A 25,657-nucleotide genomic window follows, 5' to 3' on the forward strand; every position below is an offset into this window, starting at 1 on the left:
GTGTCGCCCGGTCGCGACGCGCAGAACCGAACCGTACCGCTCGCGCAGGACCGGTGTGCAGTGCCCGGCGAAGGTGCCCCGGCAGCGGTGCATTTCGGACACGACCCCGGGCGCCCGGCGGGTGGCCGGCGGGACGGCTTAGGCTTTGCGAGTGTCCAAGCTCTCGACCGCCACGAAGCGGTTGTTGTTGGGTAGGCCGTTTCGCAGCGACACGCTCGGTCACACGTTGCTGCCCAAGCGAATCGCCCTGCCGGTGTTCGCATCCGACGCGCTGTCGTCGGTGGCGTACGCCCCGGAGGAGATCTTCCTCGTCCTGTCGGTCGCGGGTCTGTCGGCGTATGTGTTCACCCCGTGGATCGGCGTCGCGGTGGCGCTCGTCCTCGCGGTCGTCGTCGCGAGCTACCGGCAGAACGTGCACGCCTATCCGTCGGGGGGCGGAGACTACGAGGTGGCGACCAAGAATCTGGGCCCGACCGCCGGCCTGACCGTCGGCAGCGCCCTGATGGTCGACTACGTGCTCACCGTCGCCGTCTCGATCTCCTCGGCTGCGGCGAACATCGGCTCGGCGGTCCCGTTCGTGGCGCAGCACAAGGTGCTCTTCGCGGTCGCCGCGATCGTCGTGCTGACCGCGATCAATCTGCGTGGCCTCCGCGAGGCCGGCACGGCCTTCGCGATTCCCACCTACGCCTTCATGATCGGCATGCTCGTGATGTTGGGCTGGGGGCTGGTGCGCATCTTCGTGTTCGGCGAGGACGTCCGGGCCGAGTCGGCCGGCTTCGAGTTGGTCGCCGAGCAGTCCGGTCTGACGGCGATCGCGTTCGTGTTCCTCATCGCCCGCGCGTTCTCGTCCGGGTGTGCGGCCCTGACCGGGGTCGAGGCCATCAGCAACGGGGTGCCCGCGTTCCGCAAGCCGAAGTCCCGGAACGCTGCCACGACCCTGCTCATGCTCGGTGGGATCGCGATCGTGCTGCTTCTCGGCATGATCCTGCTCGCGAACAAGGTGGGTGTGGTCATCGCCGAGCATCCCGAGACCCAGCTGCGCGGCGCGCCGGACGACTACCAGCAGAAGACGCTCGTCGCACAGTTGGCGCACGCGGTGTTCGAGGGCTTCCCGCTCGGCTTCGTGCTGATCACCGTCGTGACGGCGCTGATCCTGGTGCTGGCCGCCAACACGGCGTTCAACGGCTTCCCGGTGCTGGCCTCGGTGTTGGCGCAGGACCGCTACCTGCCCCGGCAGCTGCACACCCGCGGCGACCGGCTGGCCTTCAGCAACGGCATCCTGTTCCTCTCGGGCGTGGCCATCGTGTTCGTGTGGGCCTTCGACGCGGAGGTCACGAAGCTGATCCAGCTCTACATCGTCGGTGTGTTCGTCTCGTTCACCCTCAGTCAGACCGGCATGATCCGGCACTGGACGAGGCATCTGGCGTCCGAGACCGATCCCGAGCAGCGCAGACGCATGCAGCGGTCGCGGATCGTCAACACGATCGGCCTGGCCATGACCGCGTCCGTGCTGGTGATCGTGCTGGTGACGAAGTTCGCGGCGGGCGCGTGGATCGCGATCGTGGCGATGGTCGCGATCTTCGGCGTGATGAAGGCCATCCACCGTCACTACGACAGCGTGGCCGAGGAACTGGAGAACACCGAATGGGACGGGGTGTTGCCCAGTCGCACCCATTCGATCGTGCTGGTGTCCAAGCTGCACATGCCGACCCTGCGAGCGCTGGCGTACGCGCGGGCGACCCGTCCGGACACACTCGAAGCGGTCACGGTCAACGTCGACGACGCCGACACGCGGATGCTGGTGCGCGAATGGGAACGCAGCGACATCACCGTCCCGCTCAAGGTCGTCGAGTCGCCGTACCGGGAGATCACCCGTCCCGTCCTCGAATACGTCCGGCGGGTGCGGCGGGATTCACCGCGCGACGTGGTGACCGTGTTCATCCCGGAGTACGTCGTCGGTCACTGGTGGGAGCAGATCCTGCACAACCAGAGCGCGCTGCGGCTGAAGAGCCGGCTGTTGTTCCAGCCCGGTGTCATGGTCACCAGCGTCCCGTGGCAGCTGAGTTCGTCCGCCCACGCCCGCGCGGAACGTCTGGATTCCGCGCCGGGATCGGTGCGGCGGGGATTCGAGGAGGAACGATGAGTGTCGACTGGTCCGGACGCCGGCTCGAGGTGACACTGGGCAACCCGGCGCACGGGGGGTTCTGCGTCGCGCGGCACGAGGGCCGGGTCGTGTTCGTCCGGCACGGCCTACCCGGCGAGCGGGTCGTCGCGTCGGTGACGGAGGACCGAGGCGGCTCGTTCTGCCGCGCCGACGCCGTGCACATTCTCGAGGCCTCGCCGGACCGGAGGGAGCGGGTGTGCCCGATCGCCGGGCCCGGCGGATCGGGATGCTGCGACCTGTCCCACGCGACGGTGCCGGCCCAGCGGGCCTTCGGGGCCGCGGTGGTCGCGGAGCAGTTGCGCCGTCTCGGCGGGGTCGAGCGGGACGTGCTCGTCGAGGAGTTGCCGGGTGGTGCGCTCGACGGCACCCGGTGGCGCACCCGGGTGCGCCTGGCGGTCGACGCCGCGGGCCGAGCGGGGTACCGGCGCTACCGCAGCCACGAGATCGAGACCGACCTGGCCTGCCCGCAGATCGAGGCCCGGGCCTACGAGGGGCTGGCGGAACGGGTGTGGCGACCTGGTTCCGAGGTCCAGGTGGTCCTCGATGCGGACGGGACGCGGCACGTGATCGAGATCGCACCGCCGCCCGTGTCCCGCACGGGCCGTCGCAGCCCGGGGCGGCGGGGAGCGGCAGCCCGCCGCGCGGCGGCCGGTGCGCCCCGCGCCGAGAAGGTGGTCGAAGGCTCGGGGCGGGCGGTCGAGCGCGTCGGCGGCCGCGAATGGCACGTGGCGGCAACCGGCTTCTGGCAGGCGCATCGCGGGGCAGCGCAGGCCTATTCGGACACCGTGGGGGAGTGGGCAGCGGTGTCGCCGGGCGCGACGGCGTGGGATCTCTACGGCGGGGTGGGGGTGTTCGCCGCCGTCCTGGCCGATCAGGTCGGCACCGGCGGCCGGGTCGAGGCGGTGGAACTGTCCCGCCGGGCGGCGCAGGACGGGGCCGAGGCACTCTCGGATCTCGGACAGGTGCGGTTCCATGCGGGCCGGGTGGAGCAGTTGCTCTGGGAGCTTCCCGCCCCGCAGGTCGTGGTGCTCGACCCGCCCCGGGCCGGCGCCGGGCGGGATGTGGTGGCGGCCGTCGCGGCGGCGGGGCCGGAGCGCGTCGTGCACGTCGGATGCGATCCGGCGGCCTTCGGCCGCGATGTCGGCCTGTACCGGGACCACGGCTTCGAGCTTGCCGACCTGCGCGTCTACGCGGCGTTCCCCTCGACGCACCACGTGGAGTGTCTGGCCTTGTTCACCCGCTGATGTTCACCCGCTGATGTTCACCCGCTGATCGGGGCTGCCCTCGTCGTAGGGTCCCGCGCCTTCGTGGTTGCTTGCAACACGCAACTAAATGTATAGTTGCGTGTTGCAAGCAATTAATATCGATTCGGAGGCGATCCGTGGCCGTCCAGCCCGACACCGCGCACGCGCTCGTCGACGCGATCTTCCTGTTCGGTCGCACGCTGCGCACGGCCCTGGCCAACTCGACGGGCGACGAGCTGCCCAACGCCCTGACCGGAGTTCTGTTCGTCCTGTGGCGGATGGGGGAGTGCCGTCCCAGCGAACTCGCCGCGGAACTGTGTATGAGCCAGTCCGCGTTGAGCCGGCAGCTGGGCGAACTCGTCGAACGGGGAATGGTGGACCGTCACCGCGACCCCGACGACCGGCGGGCCCACCGCGTCAGCGTGTCGGAGACCGGGCACAGAGCCCTGCGCGAGATCCGCGACCGTCGCGCCTCCCGATTGCACGAGCTGCTCGGCGGCTGGGACCAGGCGCAAGCCGAATCCGCCCTCGGCGCGCTCGCGCACCTGAACGACACCCTTTCCGTCCACGACACCACCGGAAGGAACTGCCTGTGAGCGCCGCAGCTGTCAGTCCCCCCTCCTCGATGAGCGCCCCGGGCGCCGCCGAAACCACCATGACGCACCGCGAGATCCTCGAGGCTCTCGCGGGGCTGCTCGCCGCCCTCTTCACGGCGCTGCTGAGCAGCACCATCGTGGCGGTTGCGCTCCCCACGATCATCGCGGACCTGAACGGATCCCAGACCCAGTTCGCGTGGATCATCACCACCGCCCTGCTCGCCAACGCGGCCTCGACGCCGATCTGGGGCAAGCTCGCGGACCTGTTCAACAAGAAGCTGCTGGTCCAGACGGCGATCCTCATCTTCGTGGCAGGCTCGATCGTTGCCGGCCTCGCCACCAACGTGCCCGTCCTGCTCGCCGCCCGCGTGATCCAGGGCATCGGGATGGGCGGCCTCACCGCGCTCGTCGTCGCGGTCATCGGCAGCATCATCCCGCCCCGCGAACGCGGCCGGTACTCCGGTTACATGGGCGCGGTGATGGCCGTGTCCATGTCGGGCGGGCCGATCCTCGGCGGCGTCATCGTCGACAGCCCGCTCGGCTGGCGCTGGTGCTTCTTCATCTCCATCCCGATCGCCGTCGCCGCCATGGCGCTGCTGCAGCGCACCCTGCACATCGTGACCGAACGCAAGCAGGACGTGAGCATCGACTGGCTCGGCGCCACGCTGCTGACGGCCGGTGTCAGCGTCCTGCTGATCTGGGTGTCCTTCGCGGGCAAGGCCGGCTACTACGGGTGGCTGTCGTGGGAGACCCTCGCGTACGTCGGCGTCGGTGTCGGACTGCTCGCCGCCACCGTCGTCGTCGAGTCCAAGGTCGCCGACCCGATCATCCCGCTGAAGATCGTCACCGAGCGCACCACCGCACTCGCGATCATCGCGTCGGTCGCCGTCGGCGTCGGGATGTTCGGCGCCACCGCCTTCCTCGGCCAGTACTTCCAGACGGCCCGCGGCTACAGCCCGACGGCCGCCGGCCTGCTCACCATCCCCATGGTGTTCGGCTCGCTCGTGGCCTCGGTGGTCTCCGGTCAGCTCATCACGCGCTTCGGCCGGTGGAAGCCGTTCCTGGTGCTCGGCGCGGTCCTGCAGGTGGTCGGCTTCGGTCTGCTCGGCTTCCTCGACCACGCCACCCCGATGTGGCTGATCGGTGTGTACATCGCGATCGTCGGCCTCGGCACGGGCATGCTCATGCAGAACCTCGTGCTCGCCGTGCAGAACACCGTCAGTGTCCGCAACATCGGAGCCGCGAGCAGCTCGGTCGCGTTCTTCCGCACCTTCGGCGGAGCGATCGGGGTGTCCGTGCTCGGATCGATCCTCGCCACCCGGGTGACCACGCTGTCCGCAGACGGCTTCGCCGCCCTCGGCATCGACACCGGCTCGGCCGGCGGTGGCGGCAACCTCGACCTCGCGGCCCTGCCCGAGCCGGTCGCGGAGATCATCCGTCACGCCTACGGCGACGCCACCGGGTTGCTGTTCCTCGTCGCCGCGATCATCGCGCTGGTCACCGTCGCCGCGGTCGTGTTCATCCCGAACCGTCCCCTGCGGAAGACCATCGATATCGTCACCGAGGAGCAGCCCGCCGCGGCGGGGCGCTGATCAGGACCGGCGGTTGTACAACCACATCGTCGCCGGGCCGAACAGCACCACCAGCGCCGCGCACCACCCGAACACCATCGCGAGGTGCGCGGCGTCCGGCGTACCCGCCGTCAGGTCCCGGACGGCTGTGACGAGGCGGCTGATGGGATTGACCGTCACGAAGCCCTGCAGCCAGCTCGGCATCGTCGCGGGATCGACGAACACGTTCGACGCGAAGGTGAGCGGGAACAGGATGGTCATCGACACACCCATGACCGCCTGCTCGGTGCGCAGCAGCATCGCCAGCATCGTCCACACCCACGAGAGACTGAACGCGAACAGCAGCACGAGCGCCACCGCCGCGGCCGCGCCGACCGGACCGCCCGCCGGCCGGAACCCGAGCACGATCCCGAGCGTCAGCACGATCACCGACGCCAGCGTGTAACGGGCGAGATCGCCGAACAAGGCGCCGACGAGCGGTGCGGGCCGCCACACCGGCATGGACCGGAACCGGTCGAACACCCCCTTCTCGATGTCGCGGTTGAGCGTCATGCCCGTGTACATCGTGATGGTGCACACCGTCTGGACCAGGATCCCGGGGATGAGGAACTGCACGTACGCATCGGTCGATCCGGCCAGCGCACCGCCGAACAGGAACGTGAACAGCAGCGTGAACATCAGCGGGAACACGGTCACGTCGAACAGCTGCTCGGGAACGTGCTTGATCCGCAGCAGCGCCCGCCACCCGAACGACAGCGACGCGGCGAACGCGGACGCCGGAGTCGGGGGCGGTCCGGCGACGTGCAGGACGTCCACGACGGCGGCGGGCGTGCCTGCCCGTCGGTCGGCGGTCGAGGTCACGATGCGATCTCCTCGTCTTCGTCGGGAACTTCCGTGGGATGGCCGGTGAGGGCGAGGAAGACCTCGTCGAGGCTCGGCTGCCCGAGGGCGAACGTCGTGACCCCGATGTCCGCGGTGTCGAGGGCGGTCAGAGCCGCCGCCGCGGCCCGTGGATCGTCCACCCGCGCGGTCAGCGCCGCCGGGTCGGAGCCGGCCGTCACCGCCATCCCCAGCGCCGCGCCCAGCACGGCCGCCGCATCGTCCCGGCGCGCAGGATCGACCACCCGCACGTGCAGCGAACCGGACCCGACGGACGCCTTGAGTTCGCCCGGGGTGCCCTCGGCGATCACCCGGCCCCGGTCGATGACCGCGACCCGATCGGCGAGCTGGTCCGCCTCGTCGAGGTACTGCGTCGTCAGCAGCACCGTCGTCCCGGCGGACACCAGGGCTCGCACGATCTCCCACACCTGGTTCCGGCTCCGCGGGTCGAGTCCCGTCGTCGGCTCGTCCAGGAAGATCAGTTCGGGTGCGACGATGAGGCTCGCGGCGATGTCGAGACGCCGCCGCATACCTCCGGAGTACAGCTTCACCTGACGGCCCGCGGCCGCTTCCAGGTCGAACGCGGCCAGCAGCTGTCCGGCCCGGGACCGGGCACCCGCCCTGGAGAATCCCAGCAGCCGCGCGAGCAGCACCAGGTTCTCGGAACCGGTCAGATCCTCGTCGAGCGAGGCGAACTGACCGGTGAGCGAGACCCGGCGGCGAACCCGCTCGGGTTCGAGGCGCACGTCGTGCCCGAGGACGGTCGCGGTGCCGCCGTCCGGTGCAAGCAGTGTCGCGAGCATCCGGATCGTGGTCGTCTTCCCGGCGCCGTTCGGGCCGAGCACGCCGTAGACGCCGCCGGCGGGCACGGCGAGGTCGATGCCGTCCACGGCGGTGTCCGCGCCGAAACGTTTGATCAAGCCCGAGGTCTCGATGGCCAGTGCAGGGGGCATGGCTCCAGCCTTGCCCACGGTGCCGGGCGCGGCAATCGGTTTTGTCGGATTCGACCGGCCCGCCGTGGCCGCGGGTGGTGCCCACCCCCGGCGACGAGGGATCCCGCAACCGGCCCCGTCGGAAGGGTGTGCAGCATCACAGCACCGGCATAATGAGGTGAGGGACACGGTGTGAGACGGACCGGCGGCGCGACGTGACGAGTCGGCCACCCCCGACGCTCCGTAGACTGGGTGGAACCGCCCGCGCGGAAACGTGCGGGACCGAGCCGGAGGGAGCAATACCAGTTGGGTGTCCTGTCCCGCATCGAGTCGCCCGAGGACCTGCGCCGGCTCAGCCAACCCGAGATCCGGGAACTCGCCGAGGAGATCCGGCGGTTCCTGGTGGAGAAGGTGGCGGCGACCGGGGGACACCTCGGCCCCAACCTCGGCGTCGTCGAACTGACCATCGCACTGCACCGGGTGTTCGACTCACCCCACGACCCGATCATCTTCGACACCGGCCATCAGGCCTACGTCCACAAGATCCTGACCGGCCGCAAGGACGGCTTCGACACGCTGCGCAAGCAGGGCGGCCTGTCGGGATATCCCTGTCGCGCCGAAAGCGAGCACGACTGGATCGAGTCCTCGCACGCCTCGGCGGCCCTGTCCTACGCCGACGGCCTCGCCAAGGCCTACGAGCTGTCGGACCAGCAGGACCGGACCGTGGTCGCCGTGGTCGGCGACGGCGCGCTCACCGGCGGAATGTGCTGGGAGGCGCTGAACAACATCGCAGCCGGACGGGACCGCCCGCTCGTGATCGTCGTCAACGACAACGGCCGCTCCTACGCGCCCACGATCGGGGGACTCGCCGAGCACCTCGCGGCGCTGCGGCTGCAACCCGGCTACGAGCGGGTCCTCGACAACGGCCGCCGCTTCGTGAAGCGGCTGCCGTGGATCGGGGCGGCCGCGTACTCCGTGCTGCACGGGATGAAGGTCGGTATCAAGGACGCGGTCAGCCCGCAGGTGCTGTTCACCGATCTCGGCCTGAAGTACCTCGGGCCGGTCGACGGGCACGACGAGGCCGCGCTCGAGGCGGCCTTCCGGCGGGCCAAGTCGTTCGGCGGGCCGGTGATCGTGCACGCCGTCACCCGCAAGGGCGCCGGGTACGCACCGGCCGAGAACCACGTCGCCGATCAGATGCACGCCACCGGTGTCATCGACCCGGTCACCGGCCGCGCCACGGCGGCAGCGTCGGCACCGGACTGGACGTCGGTGTTCTCCGACGAACTGCTCGTGCAGGGCGGCCGCCGCCAGGACGTCGTGGCGATCACCGCCGCGATGCCGGGACCCACGGGCCTGTCGGCCTTCGGCGAACGCTACCCCGACCGGATGTTCGACGTCGGCATCGCCGAACAGCACGCCGTCACCTCCGCCGCGGGCCTCGCGCTCGGCGGGATGCACCCCGTGGTCGCGGTGTACTCGACGTTCCTCAACCGTGCCTTCGACCAGCTGCTGATGGACGTGGCGCTGCTGAAACTCCCCGTGACCGTCGTGCTCGACCGGGCGGGCATCACCGGCGCCGACGGCGCCAGTCACAACGGCATGTGGGACTTCTCCCTGCTCGGTGTGATCCCGGGGATCCGGGTGGCGTCGCCACGCGACGGCGCAACCCTGCGCGAGGAGTTCGGCGAGGCGCTCGCCGTCGCGGACGGCCCGACCGTACTCCGGTTCCCGAAGGGGGCGGTCGGTCCCGACATTCCCGCGGTCGAGCGCATCGACGGCACCGTCGACGTGCTGCGGATGCCGTCCGGGCGCCGCGGTGACGTGCTGATCGTCGCGGTCGGAGCGTTCGCCGGCCTGGCCCTCGACGCGGCGGAGCGACTCGAGCAGCACGGCCTCACCGCCGCCGTCGTCGACCCGCGCTGGGTGCTGCCCGTGCCGGCGGCCCTCGCCCGACTGGCGCGGGACTTCCGGCTCGTCGTCACCGTGGAGGACGGCGGCATGCACGGCGGCGTCGGTTCGGCGGTCTCGTCGGCACTGCGCTCGTCCGGCGTGGACGTTCCCACGCGCGAACTCGGTGTGCCGCAACGGTTCCTGGATCACGCATCGCGGGAGCAGATCCACCGCGAGCTGGGTCTGACCGCGCAGGACGTCGCACGTCAGGTCACCGGTTGGGTGGTCGGGCTCGGCGCCGCCCAGAAGACAGAGCCGGCCGTGGACGGATCGGCCGGCGAGGAGTCCGCGGGCGACGTCGTCGTCCGCCGGGACCCCGGCCGCTGAGTGCTGCTGTCGGCGGGCCGACCGCACCTGCGGTCGGCCCGCCGATCGTTCAGCCGGCTTCCTCGAGCGTCCGTCCGCGGGTTTCGGGCACGAACTTGATCACCACCAGCAGCGACAGCGCGGCCATCGCCGCGTAGCCGGCGTAGGTGAACGACAGGTTCCAGTCGGCCAGCGCGGGGAATGTCGCAGACACGAGGAAGTTGGCGATCCAGTTGGACGCGGTCGCGATGCCGACGGCGACGGCGCGCACCCGGTTCGGGAACATCTCGCTGATGAGGACCCATACGACCGGCCCCCACGACAGGGCGAAGAAGAACACGAAGGCGTTGGCCGCGAGCAGGGCGATCATCCCGTAGGTGTCGGACAGCGTAGCGACCTTCTCCCCGTCCTCGTCGACGACGAACGTCGCCGAGTGGAAGCACACCGCCGCGGTGCCCAGCGAGAGCGCCATGCCCACCGAACCGACCAGCAGCAGCGGCTTGCGTCCGATCTTGTCGATCACGGCGATGGCCACGAAGGTGCCGACGATGTTGACCAGCGCGCTGACGACGCTGATGAGCAGGGACCGATCCTCACCGAACCCGACTGCCTGCCACAGCGTCGACGAGTAGTAGAAGATCACGTTGATGCCGACGAACTGCTGCAGCGCGGCCAGGGCGATACCGACGTAGACGAGTGTGGCGACGCCGAAGCGCCGGGTGAACACGTCCCGCACGCCGGGCCGCGCCGCCTCGAGATGCAGGGTCTCGCGGATGGTGGCGATGCGCTCGGCGACCGCCACCTGGTCGCCGCCCTCGACCGCCGAGACGATCCGCCGCGCCGCGTCCTCCCGGCCGATCCGCACGAGGAACCGCGGCGACTCCGGGATGGGGAAGGTCAGCAGCAGATACAAGCCGGCGGGAACGACCTCCAGCGCCAGCATCCACTGCCAGGCCTGGATGCCGAGCAGGTTCTCGCCGGCCCCACCCGCGGCCGCGGCCAGCGCATAGTTGACGAGCTGGGAAATCGCGATACCCAGGACGATGGCGAGCTGGTACATCGAGCCGAGGCGGCCGCGCACCGCGGCCGGCGAGATCTCGGCGATGTAGGCCGGCGCGATGACGGAGGCGAAGCCGACGCCGACACCGCCGACGGTGCGCCAGAACGTCAGGTCGTAGATGCTGAAGGGGAACGCCGACCCGAGGGCGCTGATCATGAACAGGATCGCGGCGATCTGCATGACCCGGATCCGGCCCAGCCGGTCGGCGACGCTGCCCGCGATCCACGCGCCCAGCGCCGCGCCGACCAGGGTCAGCGACACCGACAATCCGATCGCGCCGGCACCGACCTCGTAGCGCTCACGGATGGCTCCGACGGCGCCGTTGATGACGGCGGTGTCGTACCCGAACAGGAATCCGCCGAGTGCGGCCGCGGCGGCGAACAGCACCGCCCGGGTCACCGTGTGCTGCTGTTCGAGCCTCGAATGGGGGAGGTGGGAACTGTCGGTCACAGGCTGGACGGTACGCCTGACGGTGCACCGAGGGGGCCGCTTCGGCGGGCACCGTGGCCGGGGCGATATGCACCGAGGGCGGCCCGCGGTCCGCAGCGGAGTGCGCGGACCGCGGGCCGCCCCGACGAGCAACCGGACGTCAGACGCTCGCCACTCCCGGTGCGAGGAAGCGTGCGCCGTTGACGGCCTCCGAGGTGCCGGTGCGATCCAGGTACGGCGTGATGCCCCCGTTCCAGAATCCGAAGCCGCCACCGAGGATCAGGCACAGGTCGATGTCTTCGGGGGCGGCGACGACGCCCTCCTCGAGCATGATCCGGATCTCCTCCGCGAACGCGCGGCGGGTCCGCTCGAGCACCTCCTCGGCGGTGGAGGGCCTGTCGCCCTGCGGCCAGAGCGCGGCGACGTCCGGGTCGACGACCTGCTTGCCGTCGACGTACGTCCACACGCCGGGCTTGCGGGCCTCGACGAGTGCCTCGAGGCCCGGGGAGGAGACGAAGCGCTCGGGGTAGGCGGCCTGCAGGGTCTCGCCGGTGTGCAGCGCGACGGCCGGGCCGACGAGCGCGAGCAGGGTGAACGGGCTCATGGGCATGCCGAGCGCGCCGACGGCGTTGTCCGCCACCTCGAACGGGGTGCCCTCGTCCACGGCGGTCATGACCTCGCCGAGGGTGCGGGTGACGAGGCGGTTGAACACGAATCCCGGCTTGTCCGCGCACAGTACGGCCGACTTCTTCAGTGCCCTGGCGGTGGCGAAGGCCGTGGCCAGGGTCGCGTCGTCCGTCTGCGCGCCCTTGATGATCTCGAGCAACGGGAGCACGGCGACGGGGTTGAAGAAGTGGAAGCCGACTACGCGCTCGGGGTGCTTCAGATCCGCAGCCATCTCCGTGATCGACAGCGACGAGGTGTTGGTCGCGAGAATCGTCTCGGGCGAGAGATGCTGCTCGAGATCGGCGAACACCTGCTTCTTGACGTCCATGTTCTCGAACACGGCCTCGATGACGAAGTCGGTGTCCGCGAACGCGGCCTTGTCCAGCGAGCCGGACACCAGCGCCTTGAGGCGGTTCGCCGCGTCGGGCGAGAGCCGGCCCTTGCCCTGCAGCTTGTCGATCTCGGTATGGACGTAGCCGACGCCCTTGTCGATGCGCTCCTGGTCGATGTCGGTGAGGATCACCGGCACCTTCAGCTGCCGGACGAACAGCAGCGCCAGCTGGCTGGCCATCAGGCCCGCGCCGACGATGCCGACGCCGGTGACCTTGCGGGCCAGTGACTTGTCCGGGGCCCCCGCGGGACGTTTGGCGCGCTTGTTGACCAGGTCGAACGCGTACAGTCCGGCTCGCAGTTCGTCGGACATGAGCAGGTCCGCCAGCGCCTCGTCCTCGGCGGCGAAGCCGGCCGACAGCGACTGCGGGTCACCGATGTCGGTGTTGCGGGCGAGATCGAGCAGCTCGATCGCCCGGGCGGGGGCGGGCGCGAAGCCGCGAGTCTTCGCCGCGACGAGCGCCTTCGCCCGCTCGAGGGCGCTGTCCCAGCCTGCGCCGCGGTCGATCTCGGGGCGGGCGGGGGTGATCTGCCCTGCGAGTACCTTCGCGGCCCAGGCCAAGGACTGCTCGAGGAAATCCGCCGATCCGAACACCGCGTCGGCGAGGCCGATCTGCTCGGCCTGCTTCGCACGGATCACTTTGCCGTTGTCGAGCGGGTTCTGGAGGATCAGGGTGACGGCCGCGTCGGGTCCGATCAGATTCGGCAGCAGCTGCGTGCCGCCCCAGCCGGGAACCAGGCCGAGCATGGTCTCGGGCAGACCGAGCGCGGGCACGTTGTCGGCGTAGGTGCGGTAGTGGCAGTGCAGCCCGACCTCGAGGCCGCCGCCGAGCGCGAGCCCGTTGACGAACGCGAAGGTCGGGACGGCCGACTCGCGCAGCCGCCGGAAGACCCGGTGGCCGAGCCGGCCGAGTTCGATGCCCTGCTCGCGGGTGGTGATCGCGGGCACGCCCTTGAGATCGGCACCCGCGGCAAAGATGAACGGCTTGCCGGTGACGGCGACGGCGGCAGGATCGGCGGCGAACGCCTCGTCGAGCGCGGCGTCGAATGCGGCGAGGCCGGCAGGGCCGAACGAGTTCGGCTTGGTGTGGTCGAACCCGTTGTCCAGCGTGATCAGCGCGACGGGACCGTCGATGCCGGGCACCCGGAGGATCTTGGTGTAGGCGTTCGTGACGACCTCGTCGGCGAACAGGGACGAAAGCTCGCTCATGACTACTTGTCTCCCTCGAAGTTGGGGTTCTCCCAGATCACGGTGCCGCCCATGCCGAGGCCGATGCACATCGTGGTCAGGCCGTAACGCACCTCGGGGTGCTGCGCGAACTGCCGGGAGAGCTGGGTCATCAGACGCACGCCGGACGAGGCGAGCGGGTGGCCGCAGGCGATGGCACCGCCCCACTGGTTGACTCGCGGGTCGTCGTCGTCGATGCCGAAGTGCTCGAGGAAGGCGAGGACCTGCACGGCGAAGGCTTCGTTGATCTCGAACAGACCGATGTCGTCGATGGTCAGACCGGTGCGGGCCAGGACCTTCTCGGTCGCCGGCACCGGGCCGATGCCCATCACGGCCGGATCGACACCCTGGAAGGCGAACCCGACCATGCGCATCCCGATCTGCAGGCCGAGTTCGCGGGCGGTGTCCTCGCCGGCGAGGATGCAGGCCGTCGCGCCGTCGTTGAGGCCGGCGGCATTGCCGGCGGTGATGCGGCCGGCGGGACGGAACGGGGTCTTGAGCGTCGCGAGATCCTCGAGCGTGGTGCCCGGACGCGGCGGCTCGTCCTCGGTGGCCAGGCCCCATCCGCTCGCGGACCGCGTCGCGACGGGTACGAGGGTGTCGGCGAGGTGGCCGGCCTTCTTCGCGGCGTCGTACTTGTTCTGGCTGGCGACGGCGTAGGCGTCGGTACGGGCCTTGGTGATGCCGGGGAAGCGGTCGTGCAGGTTCTCCGCGGTGTTGCCCATCACCAGGGCGCTGGGATCGACGAGCTTGTCGGCGAGGAAGCGGGGATTCGGATCGGCGCCCTCGCCCATCGGGTGGCGGCCCATGTGCTCGACGCCGCCGGCGACGACGACGTCGTACTGGCCGAAGCCGATCCCGGAGGCGGTGGTGGTGACCGCGGTCATCGCGCCCGCGCACATCCGGTCGATCGCGAAGCCCGGCACGGTCTCGGGCAGGCCGGCGAGGATCGCGGAGGTGCGGCCGATGGTCAGGCCCTGATCGCCGGTCTGGGTGGTTGCGGCGACGGCGACCTCGTCGATGCGCGCGGGGTCGAGCTGAGGGTTGCGGCGCAGCAGTTCCCTGATGGTCTTGACGACGAGGTCGTCGGCGCGGGTCTCCGCGTAGATGCCCTTCGGGCCCGCCTTCCCGAACGGGGTGCGTACGCCGTCGACGAAGACGACAGTGCGTTGAGTTGTGGTGGTTGACGCCACGCGTATTCCTCCCGATGGAGCGATGCTCGCCGCCGTGGGCGAGGCCAGGGTTCCGGGAACATCCGGCGACGGGAGCCCGGACGCCGGCGTGTTACCGACCGGTAACTTACCACCCGTGTCCGGGGTGGCGGGAGGGGTGCGCCGCGGGCTGCCGTTCCGGCGGCGCGGCCGACGGCCGTGGACGGTCGTGACCGGCGATCCTGCCCGTGGCAGTTCTCGTCGCCGGCTTCGGACGGCTGCAGCACCGGCGCGAGCGCGCTCGGGGGCACCGGCGAGCGCGCGCTCGGGCACGAGGCGGACGGTGACGATCGCGGCGCGCCGAGCTCGACCGTCGCGAAGGAGGGGATCCGGGGGGTCAGTCCGCGGACAGCGCCTTCGCCAGCCGCGGCACCGTCAGTTCCCGCTGCCAGGGCCGTGCCCCGTCGGCGGCGAACCGTTCCTCGATGTACGCGACCACGTCCGCATCCGCCGGCACCTGCCACTCCCAGCACAGCCGGCGCACCATTTCGGGGCCGACCAGATTCTCCACCGGCACCTGCACCTGCTCGCTCAGCTCGGCGAGCGCGGACCGGGCCGCGGTGAGCCGCGCCGCGGCTTCGGGGTCGTGCCGGGCCCAGCGGTTGGCCGGCGGCGGGCCGGTGAACGGCTGCGTGACGGGGGGCAGGTCCGATTTCGGCAGTGCCCGGGCCCGCTCGATCGCGCCCAGCCATATCCGCGACGACCGGCGCTGACGGGGGCCTCCGAACACCGGCAGGGCGCGCAGTTCCTCGACCGTGCGGGGCGCGGCCTCCGCGGCGGCGACGATCGCCGAGTCCGGCAGTACCCGTCCGGGTGCGATATCGCGCCGCGCCGCGAGTTCGTCTCGCGCAGTCCACAACTCGCGCACGATCGCGAGCCGCCGCGAATCCTTGAGGGTGTGGATCCGGGAGGTGCGGCGCCAGCGGTCGGGTTTGGGGGCGGGGGGCCCGGCGCGACGGATGTGCTCGAACTCCTGCGCGGCCCACTCCGACTTGCCCTGCCGCTCGAGCTCGTCCGCCATCGCGTCCCGGAGCTCGACGAGGATCTCGACATCGAGTGCCGCGTAGTTCAGCCAGGCGTCGGGAAGCGGCCGGGTGGACCAGTCCGCAGCCCCGTGCCCCTTGCGCAGTTCGAAACCGAGGGTGCGTTCGACGATGGCGGCCAGCCCCACTCGATCGAAGCCGGCCAGCCGTCCGGCCAGCTCGGTGTCGTAGAGCACCGCAGGTCGCAGCCCCAGCTCGTCGAGGCCGGGCAGGTCCTGGTCGGCGGAGTGCAGCACCCACTCGAGATCGTTGATCGCCGAGGCGAGCGGGGCGAGCGCCCCGGCCGTCGGGATCGGGTCGAGCAGTACCGTGCCGGCGCCGGCCCGTCGCAGTTGCACCAGGTAGGCCCGCGCGGAGTACCGGAAACCCGAGGCGCGTTCCGCGTCGACGGCGAGTGGTCCCCGGCCCGCGGCGAGTGCTTCCGCGGCCGCGGCCACTCCGGCAGCCGTGGTGACGACCTCGGGGACCCCGTCCCGCGGGGTCAGCAACGGGACCGCTGCCCGCGCGGGCTCGTGCTCGTTGGCTACCGACATGCTTCGTGACTCTATCCGGGTGGCGGAAACGGGGGCGTCGACCCGGTCAACCGCGCGGTCCCCACGTCGATTCCCGGCGTGACGAAAGGCACAGGGCGGATCATCGGCTCGTTTCGAGTTCCTCGAGCGCCGCGGGGAAACCGTCGACGAGCGACCAGAGGTCGGGAACCAGTTCGGGGCACGCGAGTACGCCCACATCGAGCGCGCCGTCCAGCGACATCACGGTGACGTTGAGTCCGACACCGTGGAAGATCGGCCCCAGCGGATACATGCCCCGGATCCGTGCGCCGAGAAAGTACAGGGGCGCGGCGGGACCCGGCACGTTCGACACCACCAGGTTGTGCACGACGGGGTGGCGTTCCGCCAGCCGCAGCGACGCGTACATGCGCATCGCGGTGCCGAACACCGCCGGTGCCATGAACTGCGTCCAGTCCTGCAGCAGGCTCGCACCCAGTGCCGAATTGTGTTCTTTGGCGCACGCGTTCGCATCGGCGATCGCGTGCAGTCGCTCGATCGGATCCGTGATGTGGGTGTGCAGGCTCGCGAACATCGGCGAGACCTGATTGCGCCCGGGCCGGTCCGACGTGCCGCGCACCGACACCGGGACCATGCCGATCAGTGGGGAGTCGGGAAGTTCGTCGCGCTCGGTGAGGTAGCGGCGCAGCGCCCCGGCGCACACCGCCATGACGACGTCGTTGACCTTCACGCCGTGCGCGTCCTTCACCGCCTTGACCCGGTCCAGGTCGAATTGCGTGAACCCGACACTGCGGTGACCGGTGATGGTGCCGTTGAAGGACGTGCGCGGAGCGGTGAACGGCGCCGGCATGGCCTCGCCCCTGCGGGCCCGGCTGATCCACCGGGGCAGCAGTTCCACGGTCTTGGGCAGCGCCCGCACCAGACCCAAGGGGCGGGTGGCGACGTTGAACAGGCCGCCGAGGGCGATCTCGAGCGCCGACCCCCCGCCGGCACCGTCGGCGACCGGATCGGGCCGCGGTGCATCGGGTTCGAGACTGCACAGCTGTGCCACGAGTTCGGCGCCGGTGACGCCGTCCGCGCCCGCGTGGTGGATCTTCGTCATGACGGCGACCGACCCGTCCTCGAGACCCTCGATCACGGTCATTTCCCACAGGGGCCGGGAGCGGTCGAGCGGCTGCGCAGCGATGTGCCCGCACAGTTCCGCGAGTTCCTCCCGGCGCCCGGGCGCCGGGACCGCGACCCGGTGCAGGTGCCGGTCGAGGTCGAAGTCCGGATCGTCCACCCACACCGGATGGTCGAGATTGAACGGGCTGTCGGCGATCTTCTGCCGGAACAACGGCACGGCCGGAAGGCGGACGGCGAGTCCGGCGCGGAGCGTCTCGAAGCGGTATCCGTCCGGAATCGTGGTCGGGTCGAGGACGATCAGTCCGCACACGTGCAGCAGCTGCGTCGGCGTCTCGAGGTACAGGAATCCGGCGTCGAGGCCGCTGAGTCGATGCATGCCCTCATGGTAGAACGAGTTCTAGAATCTGCACGGGAACGATCGCTCCACGTGCGCGAACCCACCCCGGCCGGCGTTCTCCGGGTGTCCGCAGCCGCGGCGGCAGTCAGCCCGGCGTGGCGAGCGGGGCCGGCGGCGTGCCGGGAAGCCGGTCGGCCAGCTCCGCGAGCGCGGCCGGGAAACCGCCGGCCAGCTGCCACAGGTCCGGTAGCAGGTCCGGGCACGACTGCAGACCGAAGTGCAGGCCGCCGTCGAGCGACAGGACGGTGATGTTCAGGCCTGCGCCGTGGTAGATCGGCCCGAACGGGTAGAGCGCGGTGATCCGCGCGCCCAGGTAGTACAGCGTGTCCTTCGGCCCGGGGATATCGGAGACGACGAGGTTGTTGAGCACGGGGAGCACGTCGGGCAGTCGCAGCGCCGAATACAGCCGCAGCACCGCACCGAACGCCGCTCCCGGGGTCACCTGGCCCCAGCTGCCGAGCAGATCCGGGTCGAACGTGGCCTGATGCGCCTTCGCCGCGGTCTGGTCCGCCGCCACGGCATGCAGCCGCACCACCGGGTCGGCGATCTCGGTGTGCAGCCGCCCCATCAGTACCGAGATCTGGTTGCCGGCGTCGCCCCGGGCGCGTCCGTGCACCGAGACCGGGACGGCCGCCAACAGGGGAGAGGCCGGCAGCTCACGGCGGGCGGCGAGATACCGGCGCAGAACCGAGGAACACAGCGCGAGCACGACGTCGTTGACGGTGACGCCGAACGCCCGCTTGACCGCCTTCACGGCCGTGAAATCCAGCGTCACGAATGCGACGTTGCGGCGGCCGGTCACGCGGCGGTTGAACGACGTCCGCGGGGCCGTGAGCGGAACCGCCATCGCCTCGCCCCGCCGGGCCCGGCCCACCCAACCGGGCACCAGCGCCGCGCTGGACCGTACCGCCCGGGCCAGGTGCAGCGGACGCGCGGCGAGATCGGCGATGCCGCCCGCGGCGACGCTCAGGCGGTTGCCCCCGCCGACGCCGGGCGACTCGGGTTGCGGGGGCGGCGCCCCCGGTTCGAGGTCACACAACTGCGCCAGCAGGGTCGCTCCGGCGAGGCCGTCCACCACGGCGTGGTGGATGCGTGTCAGCACCGCGACCGAGCCGTCGGCCAGCCCCTCGAACACCGCGGTCTCCCACAGTGGCCCGGACCGGTCGAACCGCTGCGCGAAGCGCTGCCCGCAGAGCACCGCCAGTTCGGCGGCGGTACCCGGCGGTGGCACGGTGAACCGGCGCAAATGCCGGCCGACGTCGAAACCCGGGTCGTCCACCCACGCGGGGTGGCCGGGATTGAACCGGGAATCGACCACTCGCCGGCGCAGCAGCGGCACTGCCGCGACCCGCGCCGCCAGGTCGGATCCCAGCCGTTCGAAGGAGTAGCCCCCCGGCACGGTGGAGACGTCGAGCAGGGCGAGGCCACCGATCTGTACCGGCTGCCCGGGTGTGTCGGTGTAGAGAAGCGCGGCGTCGAGCCCGCTGAGCCGCCGCATGCCTCGATCATAGGACCGCGACGTGCCCCGTACACCCGTTCCGGCCCGTCGGGAACCCGGGCGCCGGCGGCGACGATTCCGTGCCGACGATTCCGTGCCGACGATTCAGGGCTGAAGCTGCGTCACGCCCGCCGGGGGCAGGCCCGCCGCGTACGCGAGCACCTCGCAGAACGCCTCCACGTGCGGGCCGAGTTCACCGGACTGCGCGGTCCACGAGGCCCGCAGCTCGAGCTGATGCGCTCGGGCCGGGCCGGCGATGTCACCGAAGCGCACCGAACTCGTCGACGTCACGGTGCCGCCGAGCGCCGTCAGCGGCTCGCCGTGCGCGTCGAGGGCATCGACCAGCCAGCTCCAGGCCACCTCCGGAAGCAGGGGATCGGCAGCCAGCGAGGCGTCCACGTCCGCCTGGATGTAGGCGACGAGCCGCATGGTGCCGTTCCAGGCCTCGTCGCCGTCCGGATCGTGCAGCAGGATCAGCCTGCCGAACGCGTCGCCCTCCGACTGCTCGGGCACCAGATCGGTGTCCGGATGAAGCACCTCCGCGCCCAGCGCGTAGCTGTACGGAGCCAGCCGCTGCGGCGGCCGGATCGGACCCACCTCGATTTCCGGCCGCACGGTGGCCGCGTTCATCGAGTCGATGGCCGCGCGGAACTGAGCCGGCTCGGCGGGCGAGGTGGTCACGACTGCGGACGTTAGACCGGGTGACCGGGGCCACGCGGGAGGCGCGCCGATTCCGGAGGGGTGGCCGGACGTGGCAGCATGGGCGGCGACCCGTGCCCCTGGACGAACGAGGATCGATGACCGGCCTGGAGAACACGAACGTCGGCTCCACCCCGCGTGTGGAGTACCCGACGCGGCGCCAGCTCCCGCAGGCGCCCCTGCTCGCCGCCGCGCGGGGACTCGAGCCGGCACACCGGCCCGTGTGGTTCATGCGACAGGCCGGTCGCTCGCTTCCCGAGTACCGGGAGATCCGGGCGAACATCGGCATGCTCGAGTCCTGCTTCGATCCCGAGCTGGTGTGCGAGATCACCCTGCAGCCGGTGCGCCGTCATCGCGTCGATGCTGCGATCCTGTTCTCGGACATCGTAGTTCCGCTCAAGGCCGCGGGGATCGACCTCGACATCGTGGCCGGGACCGGACCGGTGATCGCCGACCCCGTGCGCACCGCGGCGGACGTGGCGAAGCTGCCGATCCTCGAGCACGACGAGGTCGGTGCCGTCGCACGGGCGGTCGGGCTGCTCACCCGCGAGCTCGGCGACGTCCCGCTCATCGGTTTCGCCGGGGCGCCGTTCACCCTCGCCTCCTACCTCGTCGAGGGCGGTCCCAGCCGCAACCACGAGCGCACCAAGGCCCTCATGCACGCCGAGCCGCGCACGTGGCACGCCCTCCTGGGGCGGCTCGCCGACATCACGATCGCGTTCCTGCAGGCCCAGCTGCACGCCGGCGTCGACGCGGTCCAGCTGTTCGACTCGTGGGCGGGCGCGCTGTCGCTGGCCGACTACCGCGAGTTCGTGCTGCCCCACTCGGAACGGGTGTTCGCCGAGGTCGAGTCCGCCGGCGTGCCGCGCATCCACTTCGGCGTCGGCACCGGCGAGCTGCTCGGCGCGATGGGTGAGGCCGGCGCCGACGTGGTCGGCGTGGACTGGCGGGTGCCGCTGGACGTCGCCGCCACCCGGGTGGGGGCCGGAAAGGCCTTGCAGGGCAACCTCGATCCCGCGATCCTGTTCGCCGGACCCGACGTCGTCCAGGCAGAGGTGCGGCGCATCGTCGCCGAGGGGGACCGCGCCCGCGCCGCGGGAGCCACCGGGCACATCTTCAACCTCGGGCACGGTGTCCTCCCGGACACCGACCCGGACGTCCTCACCGCGGTCGTCGACCTGGTGCACTCGTTGTGAGCGGTACGCCGAGCGTCGCCGTCGTCGGGGGCGGCATCACCGGGCTCGTCGCGGCGTACCGGCTCCGTCGCCTGCTCGGCGCGCACGCCCGGATCGTCCTGCTCGAGGGCGCCGATCGGCTCGGCGGAAAGCTGCACACGGTGCCGCTCGCCGGCGATCCGGTCGACGTGGGAGCGGAAGCGTTCATCGGTCGCCGCCCCGAGGTCCCGGCGCTGCTCGCGGAGCTGGGCCTGAGCGACCGGATCGTCCACCCGTCCGGGGCCCGGCCGCTGATCTACGCCGGCGCCGCGCTGCACCCGCTGCCCGGCGGCACCCTGATGGGGATCCCCGCCGACGCCGGGGCGCTCACCGGTCTCGTCGACACCGAGACCCTTGCGCGAATCGCCGCCGAGCCCACCGTTCCGCTGCACTGGGACCGCACCCGCGACGTCTCGGTGGCCGACCTGGTGACCGCCCGGTTCGGCGAGCAGGTGGTGCGCCGCTCCGTCGACCCCCTCCTCGGCGGCGTCTACTCCGGGCTCTCGGACACCGCAGGCGTGCGGGCCACCCTGCCGGCTCTGGCCGCAGCCCTCGACGCGGGGGCCCCGAGCCTGAGCGAGGCGGTCGTCCGAGCCCTGCCCGAGCCCTCGGACACACCCGTGTTCGGCACCCTGCGCGACGGCTACGGCACGTTGCTCGACGCGCTCGAGAAGGCGGCCGACGCCGAGATCCGGCACGTCACCGCGAGCGGACTGCGCCGCAGCGGCGGCCGCTGGGACCTCGACCCGATCGGGCCCGTGGACGGCGTCGTCCTCGCGGTGCCCGCCGACCGCGCCGCCGAACTGCTCGCCGACGCCGTCCCGGCGGCAGCCGCCCAGGCGGCCCGGATCCCGCTCGCATCGTCGGCGGTGGTCGCGCTGGCACTGCCGGACGGTGCCGCACTGCCGCAGAACTCGGGGATCCTCGTGGCCACCGGCGAGGATTTGTCCGCCAAGGCGTTCACCCTGTCGAGCCGCAAGTGGCCCCACCTGGCCGGGCGCGACGTCGCGCTGGCCCGCGCATCGTTCGGCCGCTACGGCGAGGCCGCGATCGTCGACGCCCCCGACGACGAGCTGATCGCCCGCGCGCGCATCGACCTCGCCACCGTCACCGGTGTCACCGACGAGCCCGTGGCCGCGTTCGTCCAGCGCTGGCACGGGGGCCTGCCGCAGTACCGGGCCGGGCACCTCGACATCGTCGCGGCGCTCGAGGACGCGGTCGCCGCCGTCGACGGCCTCGAGGTCGCCGGCGCGATGCTCCACGGCGTGGGTGTGCCGGCATGTGTCGCATCAGGCACGACGGCCGCGACGCGCCTGGCAACCCGAGTGGCAGGATGAGCGGTATGGCACGTCTCGACTACGACAAGCTCAATTCCACCCTGCGCTACGCGATGTTCTCGGTGTTCCGGGTCCAGCCCGGTGCCCTCGGCGACGACCGCTCCGCGGCGATCGAGGACGCCCAGAAGTTCTTCGCGGCCTACGACGGCACCGATCTGGTCGTGCGCGGCATCTACGACGTCGCCGGGGTGCGCGCCGACGCCGACTTCATGATCTGGACGCACGCCGAGCGACTCGAAGACCTGCAGAAGCTCTACGCCGATTTCCGCCGGACCACCGTCCTCGGCCGCACCACCACCCCGGTGTGGTCGAACGTGTGCCTGCACCGGCCGGCCGAGTTCAACAAGAGCCACCTGCCCGCCTTCATCGCCGGTGAGGAACCCGGCAACTACGTCTGCGTCTACCCGTTCGTGCGGTCGTACGAGTGGTACCTGCTCCCCGACGCCGAACGCCGCCAGATGCTCGCCGACCACGGCAAGGCCGCGCGCGGCTACCCGGACGTGCGGGCCAACACCGTGCCCGCGTTCGCCCTCGGCGACTACGAGTGGATCCTCGCATTCGAAGCCCCCGAACTCGATCGCATCGTCGACCTCATGCGCGACCTGCGTGCCACCGAGGCCCGCATGCACGTCCGGGAGGAGACCCCGTTCTTCACCGGACCGCGCGTCGACCTCGAGACGCTGATCACCGCGCTGCCCTGACGCCCGCCGTCACCCCCCGGAGACGCCGCCCTTGCGCGGACTCCGGGGGCGCCGTCGGCTCGCCGGAAGGACGCGGTGCACCCCCTGGCAGACTGTGCACCATGAGTTCTCGGCCCGTGCGGTACCAGCACATGGCGCACTGGGGGATGTTCGAGGTCGAGACGCACGAGGGCGATGTCAGCGCCGTGCATCCCTTCCGCGGCGACGCCGATCCGTCACCGTTTCTCGACAATGCCGTCGGCTCGGTGCGGCACCGCTCGCGGGTCGCGGGACCGGCGGTGCGCCGGGGCTGGCTCGAGCACGGACCGGGGCCGAGCGATCGCCGCGGCGACGACGAATTCGTCGCGGTGTCCTGGGACGAGCTGACCGAACTGCTGGCCGGCGAGCTGCAGCGCGTGATCGACGCGCACGGCAACCGGGCGATCTTCGGCGGTTCGTACGGGTGGTCGTCGCCGGGCCGGTTCCACCACGCGCAGAGTCAGGTGCATCGCTTCCTGAAGATGCTCGGCGGCTACACCCGCTCGGTGCACAGCTATTCGCTCGGTGCGACCGGCGTGATCATGCCGCGCGTGGTCGGCACGCACTGGAAGCTGTTCGCCCGTGCGACGAACTGGGACGTCATCGCCCGCGACACCGACCTGATGGTGTGTTTCGGCGGGGTGCCGCTCAAGAACACGGCCGTCAACGACGGCGGCACCAGCAACCATCCCACGCGGGGGGCGCTCGACGCTCTGCGCGCCCGCGGCGGGACGGTCGTGTCCGTCAGCCCCCTGCACGACGATCTGCACGGCGCCGCCGAACGCCTCGCGCCGCGACCCGGGACGGACGTCGCGATCATGCTCGCCCTCGCCTACGTGCTCGCCACCGAGGGCCTCGCCGACCGCGACTTCCTCGACCGCTACTGCGTCGGCTACGACAAGTTCGAGGACTATCTGCTCGGCCGCACCGACGGCGTCGCCAAGACACCGCAGTGGGCGGCCGCCCTGTCCGGGCTGTCCGCCGAGACTCTCGCCGCGCTGGCCCGGCGCATGGCCGCCGGCCGCACCCTGATCACCGTCACCTGGTCGCTGCAGCGGGTCCGGTACGGCGAGCAGGCCCCGTGGGCGGGGGTGACCCTCGCCGCGATGCTCGGCCAGATCGGGCTGCCCGGCGGCGGGTTCGGTCACGGCTACGGCTCGATGAACGAACCCGGCATCGCGCCCGTCCCGTACCCGCTCCCGACCCTGTTCCAGGGCGACAATCCGGTCGGTGACCTGATTCCCGTGGCCGCGATCTCCGACCTGCTGCTGCGGCCGGGCCAGGAGTACGACTTCGACGGCCGGCGCCTGACGTACCCCGACATCCGGCTCGTGTACTGGGCCGGCGGCAACCCGTTCCACCACCATCAGGACCTGGGTCGGCTGCGCCGCGCCCTGGCCCGCCCGGACACGATCGTCGTGCACGACCCGTACTGGACGCCGACGGCCAAGCACGCCGACATCGTCGTGCCGTCCACCACATCCCTCGAACGCGAGGATCTCAGCTGCACCCGCAACGACCCGCTGCTGGTCGCGATGCACGCCGCCGCCCCGCGATTCGCCGCCGCCCGCGACGACTACGACACGTTCTCGGCGCTCGCGCACCGTCTCGGCTTCGGGGACCGGTTCACCGAGGGCCGCACGGCGCGGCAGTGGCTCGAGCACCTGTACGAGCAGTGGCGCGGATTCGTCCTCGCCGACGACGCCCGCGTCGAATCCCCTCCGGAGTTCGACGAGTTCTGGGTGCGCGGACACGTGCGGATGCGCACCGAGGACGAGCTGACACTGTTCGAGGAGTTCCGCGCCGACCCCCAGCGCAACCCCCTGCGTACCCCGAGTGGGCGCATCGAGATCTTCTCCGCCGACATCGACGGCTTCGGCTACGACGACTGCGCCGGGCACCCTGCGTGGTTCGAGCCGGAGGAGTGGCTCGGCGGCCCCCGCGCGCAGCACTACCCGCTGCACCTGATCGCGAACCAGCCCAAGACCCGCCTGCACAGCCAGCTCGACCACGGCGGCGTCAGTCAGGCCTCGAAGATCCGCGGGCGCGAACCGATCCGCATGCATCCGGCCGATGCGGCCGCCCGCGGTGTGGCGGGCGGCGACGTCGTGCGGGTGTTCAACGACCGCGGCGCATGCCTGGCCGGCGCCGTCCTCGACGACGGCCTGATGCCCGGGGTGGTGCAGCTGGCCACCGGCGCCTGGTACGACCCGCTCGATCCGGCCGATCCCGGCTCGATGTGTGTGCACGGAAATCCCAACGTGCTCACCGCCGACGTGGGCACCTCGAGTCTGGCCCGCGGCTGCACGGGCCAGCACGCGCTCGTGCAGATCGAACGCTTCGACGGGGACCTGCCGCCGATCCGCGCCTACGACCCGCCGGTGATCCGCACCCGCTGAGGCGGGGTACCTGCCCGAGCCACCCGGGTACCTGCGGGCCGAGCGACGGTATCCGTCGCTACCCGGGAGATGGACGATGCGTCGGTCG

General features: G+C 71.2%; 18 protein-coding genes. 9 read left to right on the forward strand and 9 right to left on the reverse strand.

Going from position 1 to position 25,657, the window contains the following annotated elements; all coding sequences use genetic code 11:
• The first annotated feature begins 151 nt into the window (after positions 1-151).
• The 4 genes from QNA09_RS09820 to QNA09_RS09835 all read left to right on the forward strand — a co-directional run bounded on the left by QNA09_RS09820 (position 152) and on the right by QNA09_RS09835 (position 5,596).
• Positions 152-2,143 carry an APC family permease gene (locus QNA09_RS09820; protein ID WP_010592582.1) on the forward strand — a complete coding sequence of 664 codons (1,992 nt, stop codon included), beginning with the start codon at positions 152-154 and terminating at the stop codon, positions 2,141-2,143.
• The gene (locus tag QNA09_RS09825; protein ID WP_119699738.1) at positions 2,140-3,408 is read left to right on the forward strand and encodes a class I SAM-dependent RNA methyltransferase; all 1,269 of its coding nucleotides are present in this window, start codon (positions 2,140-2,142) and stop codon (positions 3,406-3,408) included. Before QNA09_RS09820 ends, QNA09_RS09825 begins: the two co-directional genes overlap by 4 nt.
• A gap of 137 nt (positions 3,409-3,545) precedes the next feature.
• Positions 3,546-4,004 carry a MarR family winged helix-turn-helix transcriptional regulator gene (locus QNA09_RS09830; protein WP_010592579.1) on the forward strand — a complete coding sequence of 153 codons (459 nt, stop codon included), beginning with the start codon at positions 3,546-3,548 and terminating at the stop codon, positions 4,002-4,004.
• Positions 4,005-4,063: 59 nt separating this feature from the next.
• The gene (locus QNA09_RS09835; protein ID WP_010592578.1) at positions 4,064-5,596 is read left to right on the forward strand and encodes an MDR family MFS transporter; all 1,533 of its coding nucleotides are present in this window, start codon (positions 4,064-4,066) and stop codon (positions 5,594-5,596) included.
• Here the strand turns inward: QNA09_RS09835 and QNA09_RS09840 are convergent, their stop codons facing one another.
• Together QNA09_RS09840 and QNA09_RS09845 are read right to left on the reverse strand one after the other, a co-directional pair.
• The gene (locus QNA09_RS09840) at positions 5,597-6,436 is read right to left on the reverse strand and encodes an ABC transporter permease (protein WP_017681363.1); all 840 of its coding nucleotides are present in this window, start codon (positions 6,434-6,436) and stop codon (positions 5,597-5,599) included. It abuts the gene before it with no gap.
• Positions 6,433-7,407, reverse strand: a complete 975-nt coding sequence (locus tag QNA09_RS09845; RefSeq protein WP_010592576.1) for a daunorubicin resistance protein DrrA family ABC transporter ATP-binding protein — start codon at positions 7,405-7,407, stop codon at positions 6,433-6,435. The genes QNA09_RS09840 and QNA09_RS09845 overlap by 4 nt, the downstream gene beginning before the upstream one ends.
• A gap of 285 nt (positions 7,408-7,692) precedes the next feature.
• Here QNA09_RS09845 and dxs point away from each other — a divergent pair, with 285 nt between their 5' ends.
• Entirely contained in the window at positions 7,693-9,666 is a 1,974-nt protein-coding gene (gene dxs, locus QNA09_RS09850; RefSeq protein WP_017681362.1) for a 1-deoxy-D-xylulose-5-phosphate synthase, read from the forward strand.
• Positions 9,667-9,715: 49 nt separating this feature from the next.
• Here dxs and QNA09_RS09855 read toward each other — a convergent pair whose 3' ends face one another.
• The 7 genes from QNA09_RS09855 to QNA09_RS09885 all read right to left on the reverse strand — a co-directional run bounded on the left by QNA09_RS09855 (position 9,716) and on the right by QNA09_RS09885 (position 19,882).
• The gene (locus QNA09_RS09855) at positions 9,716-11,155 is read right to left on the reverse strand and encodes a sugar porter family MFS transporter (protein WP_010592574.1); all 1,440 of its coding nucleotides are present in this window, start codon (positions 11,153-11,155) and stop codon (positions 9,716-9,718) included.
• 139 nt (positions 11,156-11,294) lie between these two features.
• Positions 11,295-13,400 carry a 3-hydroxyacyl-CoA dehydrogenase NAD-binding domain-containing protein gene (locus QNA09_RS09860; RefSeq protein ID WP_064066486.1) on the reverse strand — a complete coding sequence of 702 codons (2,106 nt, stop codon included), beginning with the start codon at positions 13,398-13,400 and terminating at the stop codon, positions 11,295-11,297.
• A gap of 2 nt (positions 13,401-13,402) precedes the next feature.
• The gene (locus tag QNA09_RS09865; protein WP_010592572.1) at positions 13,403-14,611 is read right to left on the reverse strand and encodes a thiolase family protein; all 1,209 of its coding nucleotides are present in this window, start codon (positions 14,609-14,611) and stop codon (positions 13,403-13,405) included.
• A gap of 355 nt (positions 14,612-14,966) precedes the next feature.
• Entirely contained in the window at positions 14,967-16,205 is a 1,239-nt protein-coding gene (locus QNA09_RS09870) for a ribonuclease D (RefSeq protein ID WP_010592571.1), read from the reverse strand.
• A gap of 100 nt (positions 16,206-16,305) precedes the next feature.
• Positions 16,306-17,682 (reverse strand): wax ester/triacylglycerol synthase family O-acyltransferase, encoded by a 1,377-nt coding sequence (locus QNA09_RS09875; protein ID WP_010592570.1) that lies wholly within the window; start codon positions 17,680-17,682, stop codon positions 16,306-16,308.
• A gap of 106 nt (positions 17,683-17,788) precedes the next feature.
• A complete protein-coding gene (locus tag QNA09_RS09880; RefSeq protein WP_010592569.1) occupies positions 17,789-19,201 on the reverse strand; it encodes a wax ester/triacylglycerol synthase family O-acyltransferase in 1,413 nt (470 codons plus the stop codon).
• 105 nt (positions 19,202-19,306) lie between these two features.
• Complete coding sequence (locus tag QNA09_RS09885; protein ID WP_017681358.1) at positions 19,307-19,882, reverse strand: DUF3000 domain-containing protein; 576 nt, start codon at positions 19,880-19,882, stop codon at positions 19,307-19,309.
• Positions 19,883-19,998: 116 nt separating this feature from the next.
• On the opposite strand from QNA09_RS09885, the gene hemE reads away from it, so the two are divergent.
• From hemE to QNA09_RS09905, 4 genes are all read left to right on the forward strand, one after another.
• Positions 19,999-21,096 (forward strand): uroporphyrinogen decarboxylase, encoded by a 1,098-nt coding sequence (gene hemE / locus QNA09_RS09890; protein ID WP_010592567.1) that lies wholly within the window; start codon positions 19,999-20,001, stop codon positions 21,094-21,096.
• Positions 21,093-22,451 (forward strand): protoporphyrinogen oxidase, encoded by a 1,359-nt coding sequence (locus tag QNA09_RS09895; RefSeq protein WP_010592566.1) that lies wholly within the window; start codon positions 21,093-21,095, stop codon positions 22,449-22,451. Before hemE ends, QNA09_RS09895 begins: the two co-directional genes overlap by 4 nt.
• 5 nt (positions 22,452-22,456) lie before the next feature.
• Complete coding sequence (gene hemQ / locus QNA09_RS09900) at positions 22,457-23,152, forward strand: hydrogen peroxide-dependent heme synthase (protein WP_010592565.1); 696 nt, start codon at positions 22,457-22,459, stop codon at positions 23,150-23,152.
• A 101-nt stretch (positions 23,153-23,253) separates the two neighbouring features.
• Positions 23,254-25,569 (forward strand): molybdopterin-dependent oxidoreductase, encoded by a 2,316-nt coding sequence (locus tag QNA09_RS09905; protein WP_040271159.1) that lies wholly within the window; start codon positions 23,254-23,256, stop codon positions 25,567-25,569.
• Positions 25,570-25,657 lie beyond the last annotated feature (88 nt).

The sequence above is a fragment of the Rhodococcus sp. AH-ZY2 genome, from assembly GCF_030916465.1.
Taxonomy (GTDB): domain Bacteria; phylum Actinomycetota; class Actinomycetes; order Mycobacteriales; family Mycobacteriaceae; genus Rhodococcus; species Rhodococcus ruber.

Excerpts from the sequence above, each read along its gene's own strand:
- QNA09_RS09825 (WP_119699738.1), top strand. The coding sequence starts at position 2,140 with ATGAGTGTCGACTGGTCCGGACGCCGGCTCGAGGTGACACTGGGCAAC.
- QNA09_RS09835 (WP_010592578.1), top strand. The coding sequence starts at position 4,064 with ATGACGCACCGCGAGATCCTCGAGGCTCTCGCGGGGCTGCTCGCCGCC.
- QNA09_RS09845 (WP_010592576.1), bottom strand. The coding sequence starts at position 7,407 with ATGCCCCCTGCACTGGCCATCGAGACCTCGGGCTTGATCAAACGTTTC.
- QNA09_RS09860 (WP_064066486.1), bottom strand. The coding sequence starts at position 13,400 with ATGAGCGAGCTTTCGTCCCTGTTCGCCGACGAGGTCGTCACGAACGCC.
- QNA09_RS09870 (WP_010592571.1), bottom strand. The coding sequence starts at position 16,205 with ATGTCGGTAGCCAACGAGCACGAGCCCGCGCGGGCAGCGGTCCCGTTG.
- QNA09_RS09875 (WP_010592570.1), bottom strand. The coding sequence starts at position 17,682 with ATGCATCGACTCAGCGGCCTCGACGCCGGATTCCTGTACCTCGAGACG.
- QNA09_RS09880 (WP_010592569.1), bottom strand. The coding sequence starts at position 19,201 with ATGCGGCGGCTCAGCGGGCTCGACGCCGCGCTTCTCTACACCGACACA.
- hemE (WP_010592567.1), top strand. The coding sequence starts at position 19,999 with ATGACCGGCCTGGAGAACACGAACGTCGGCTCCACCCCGCGTGTGGAG.
- hemQ (WP_010592565.1), top strand. The coding sequence starts at position 22,457 with ATGGCACGTCTCGACTACGACAAGCTCAATTCCACCCTGCGCTACGCG.
- QNA09_RS09905 (WP_040271159.1), top strand. The coding sequence starts at position 23,254 with ATGAGTTCTCGGCCCGTGCGGTACCAGCACATGGCGCACTGGGGGATG.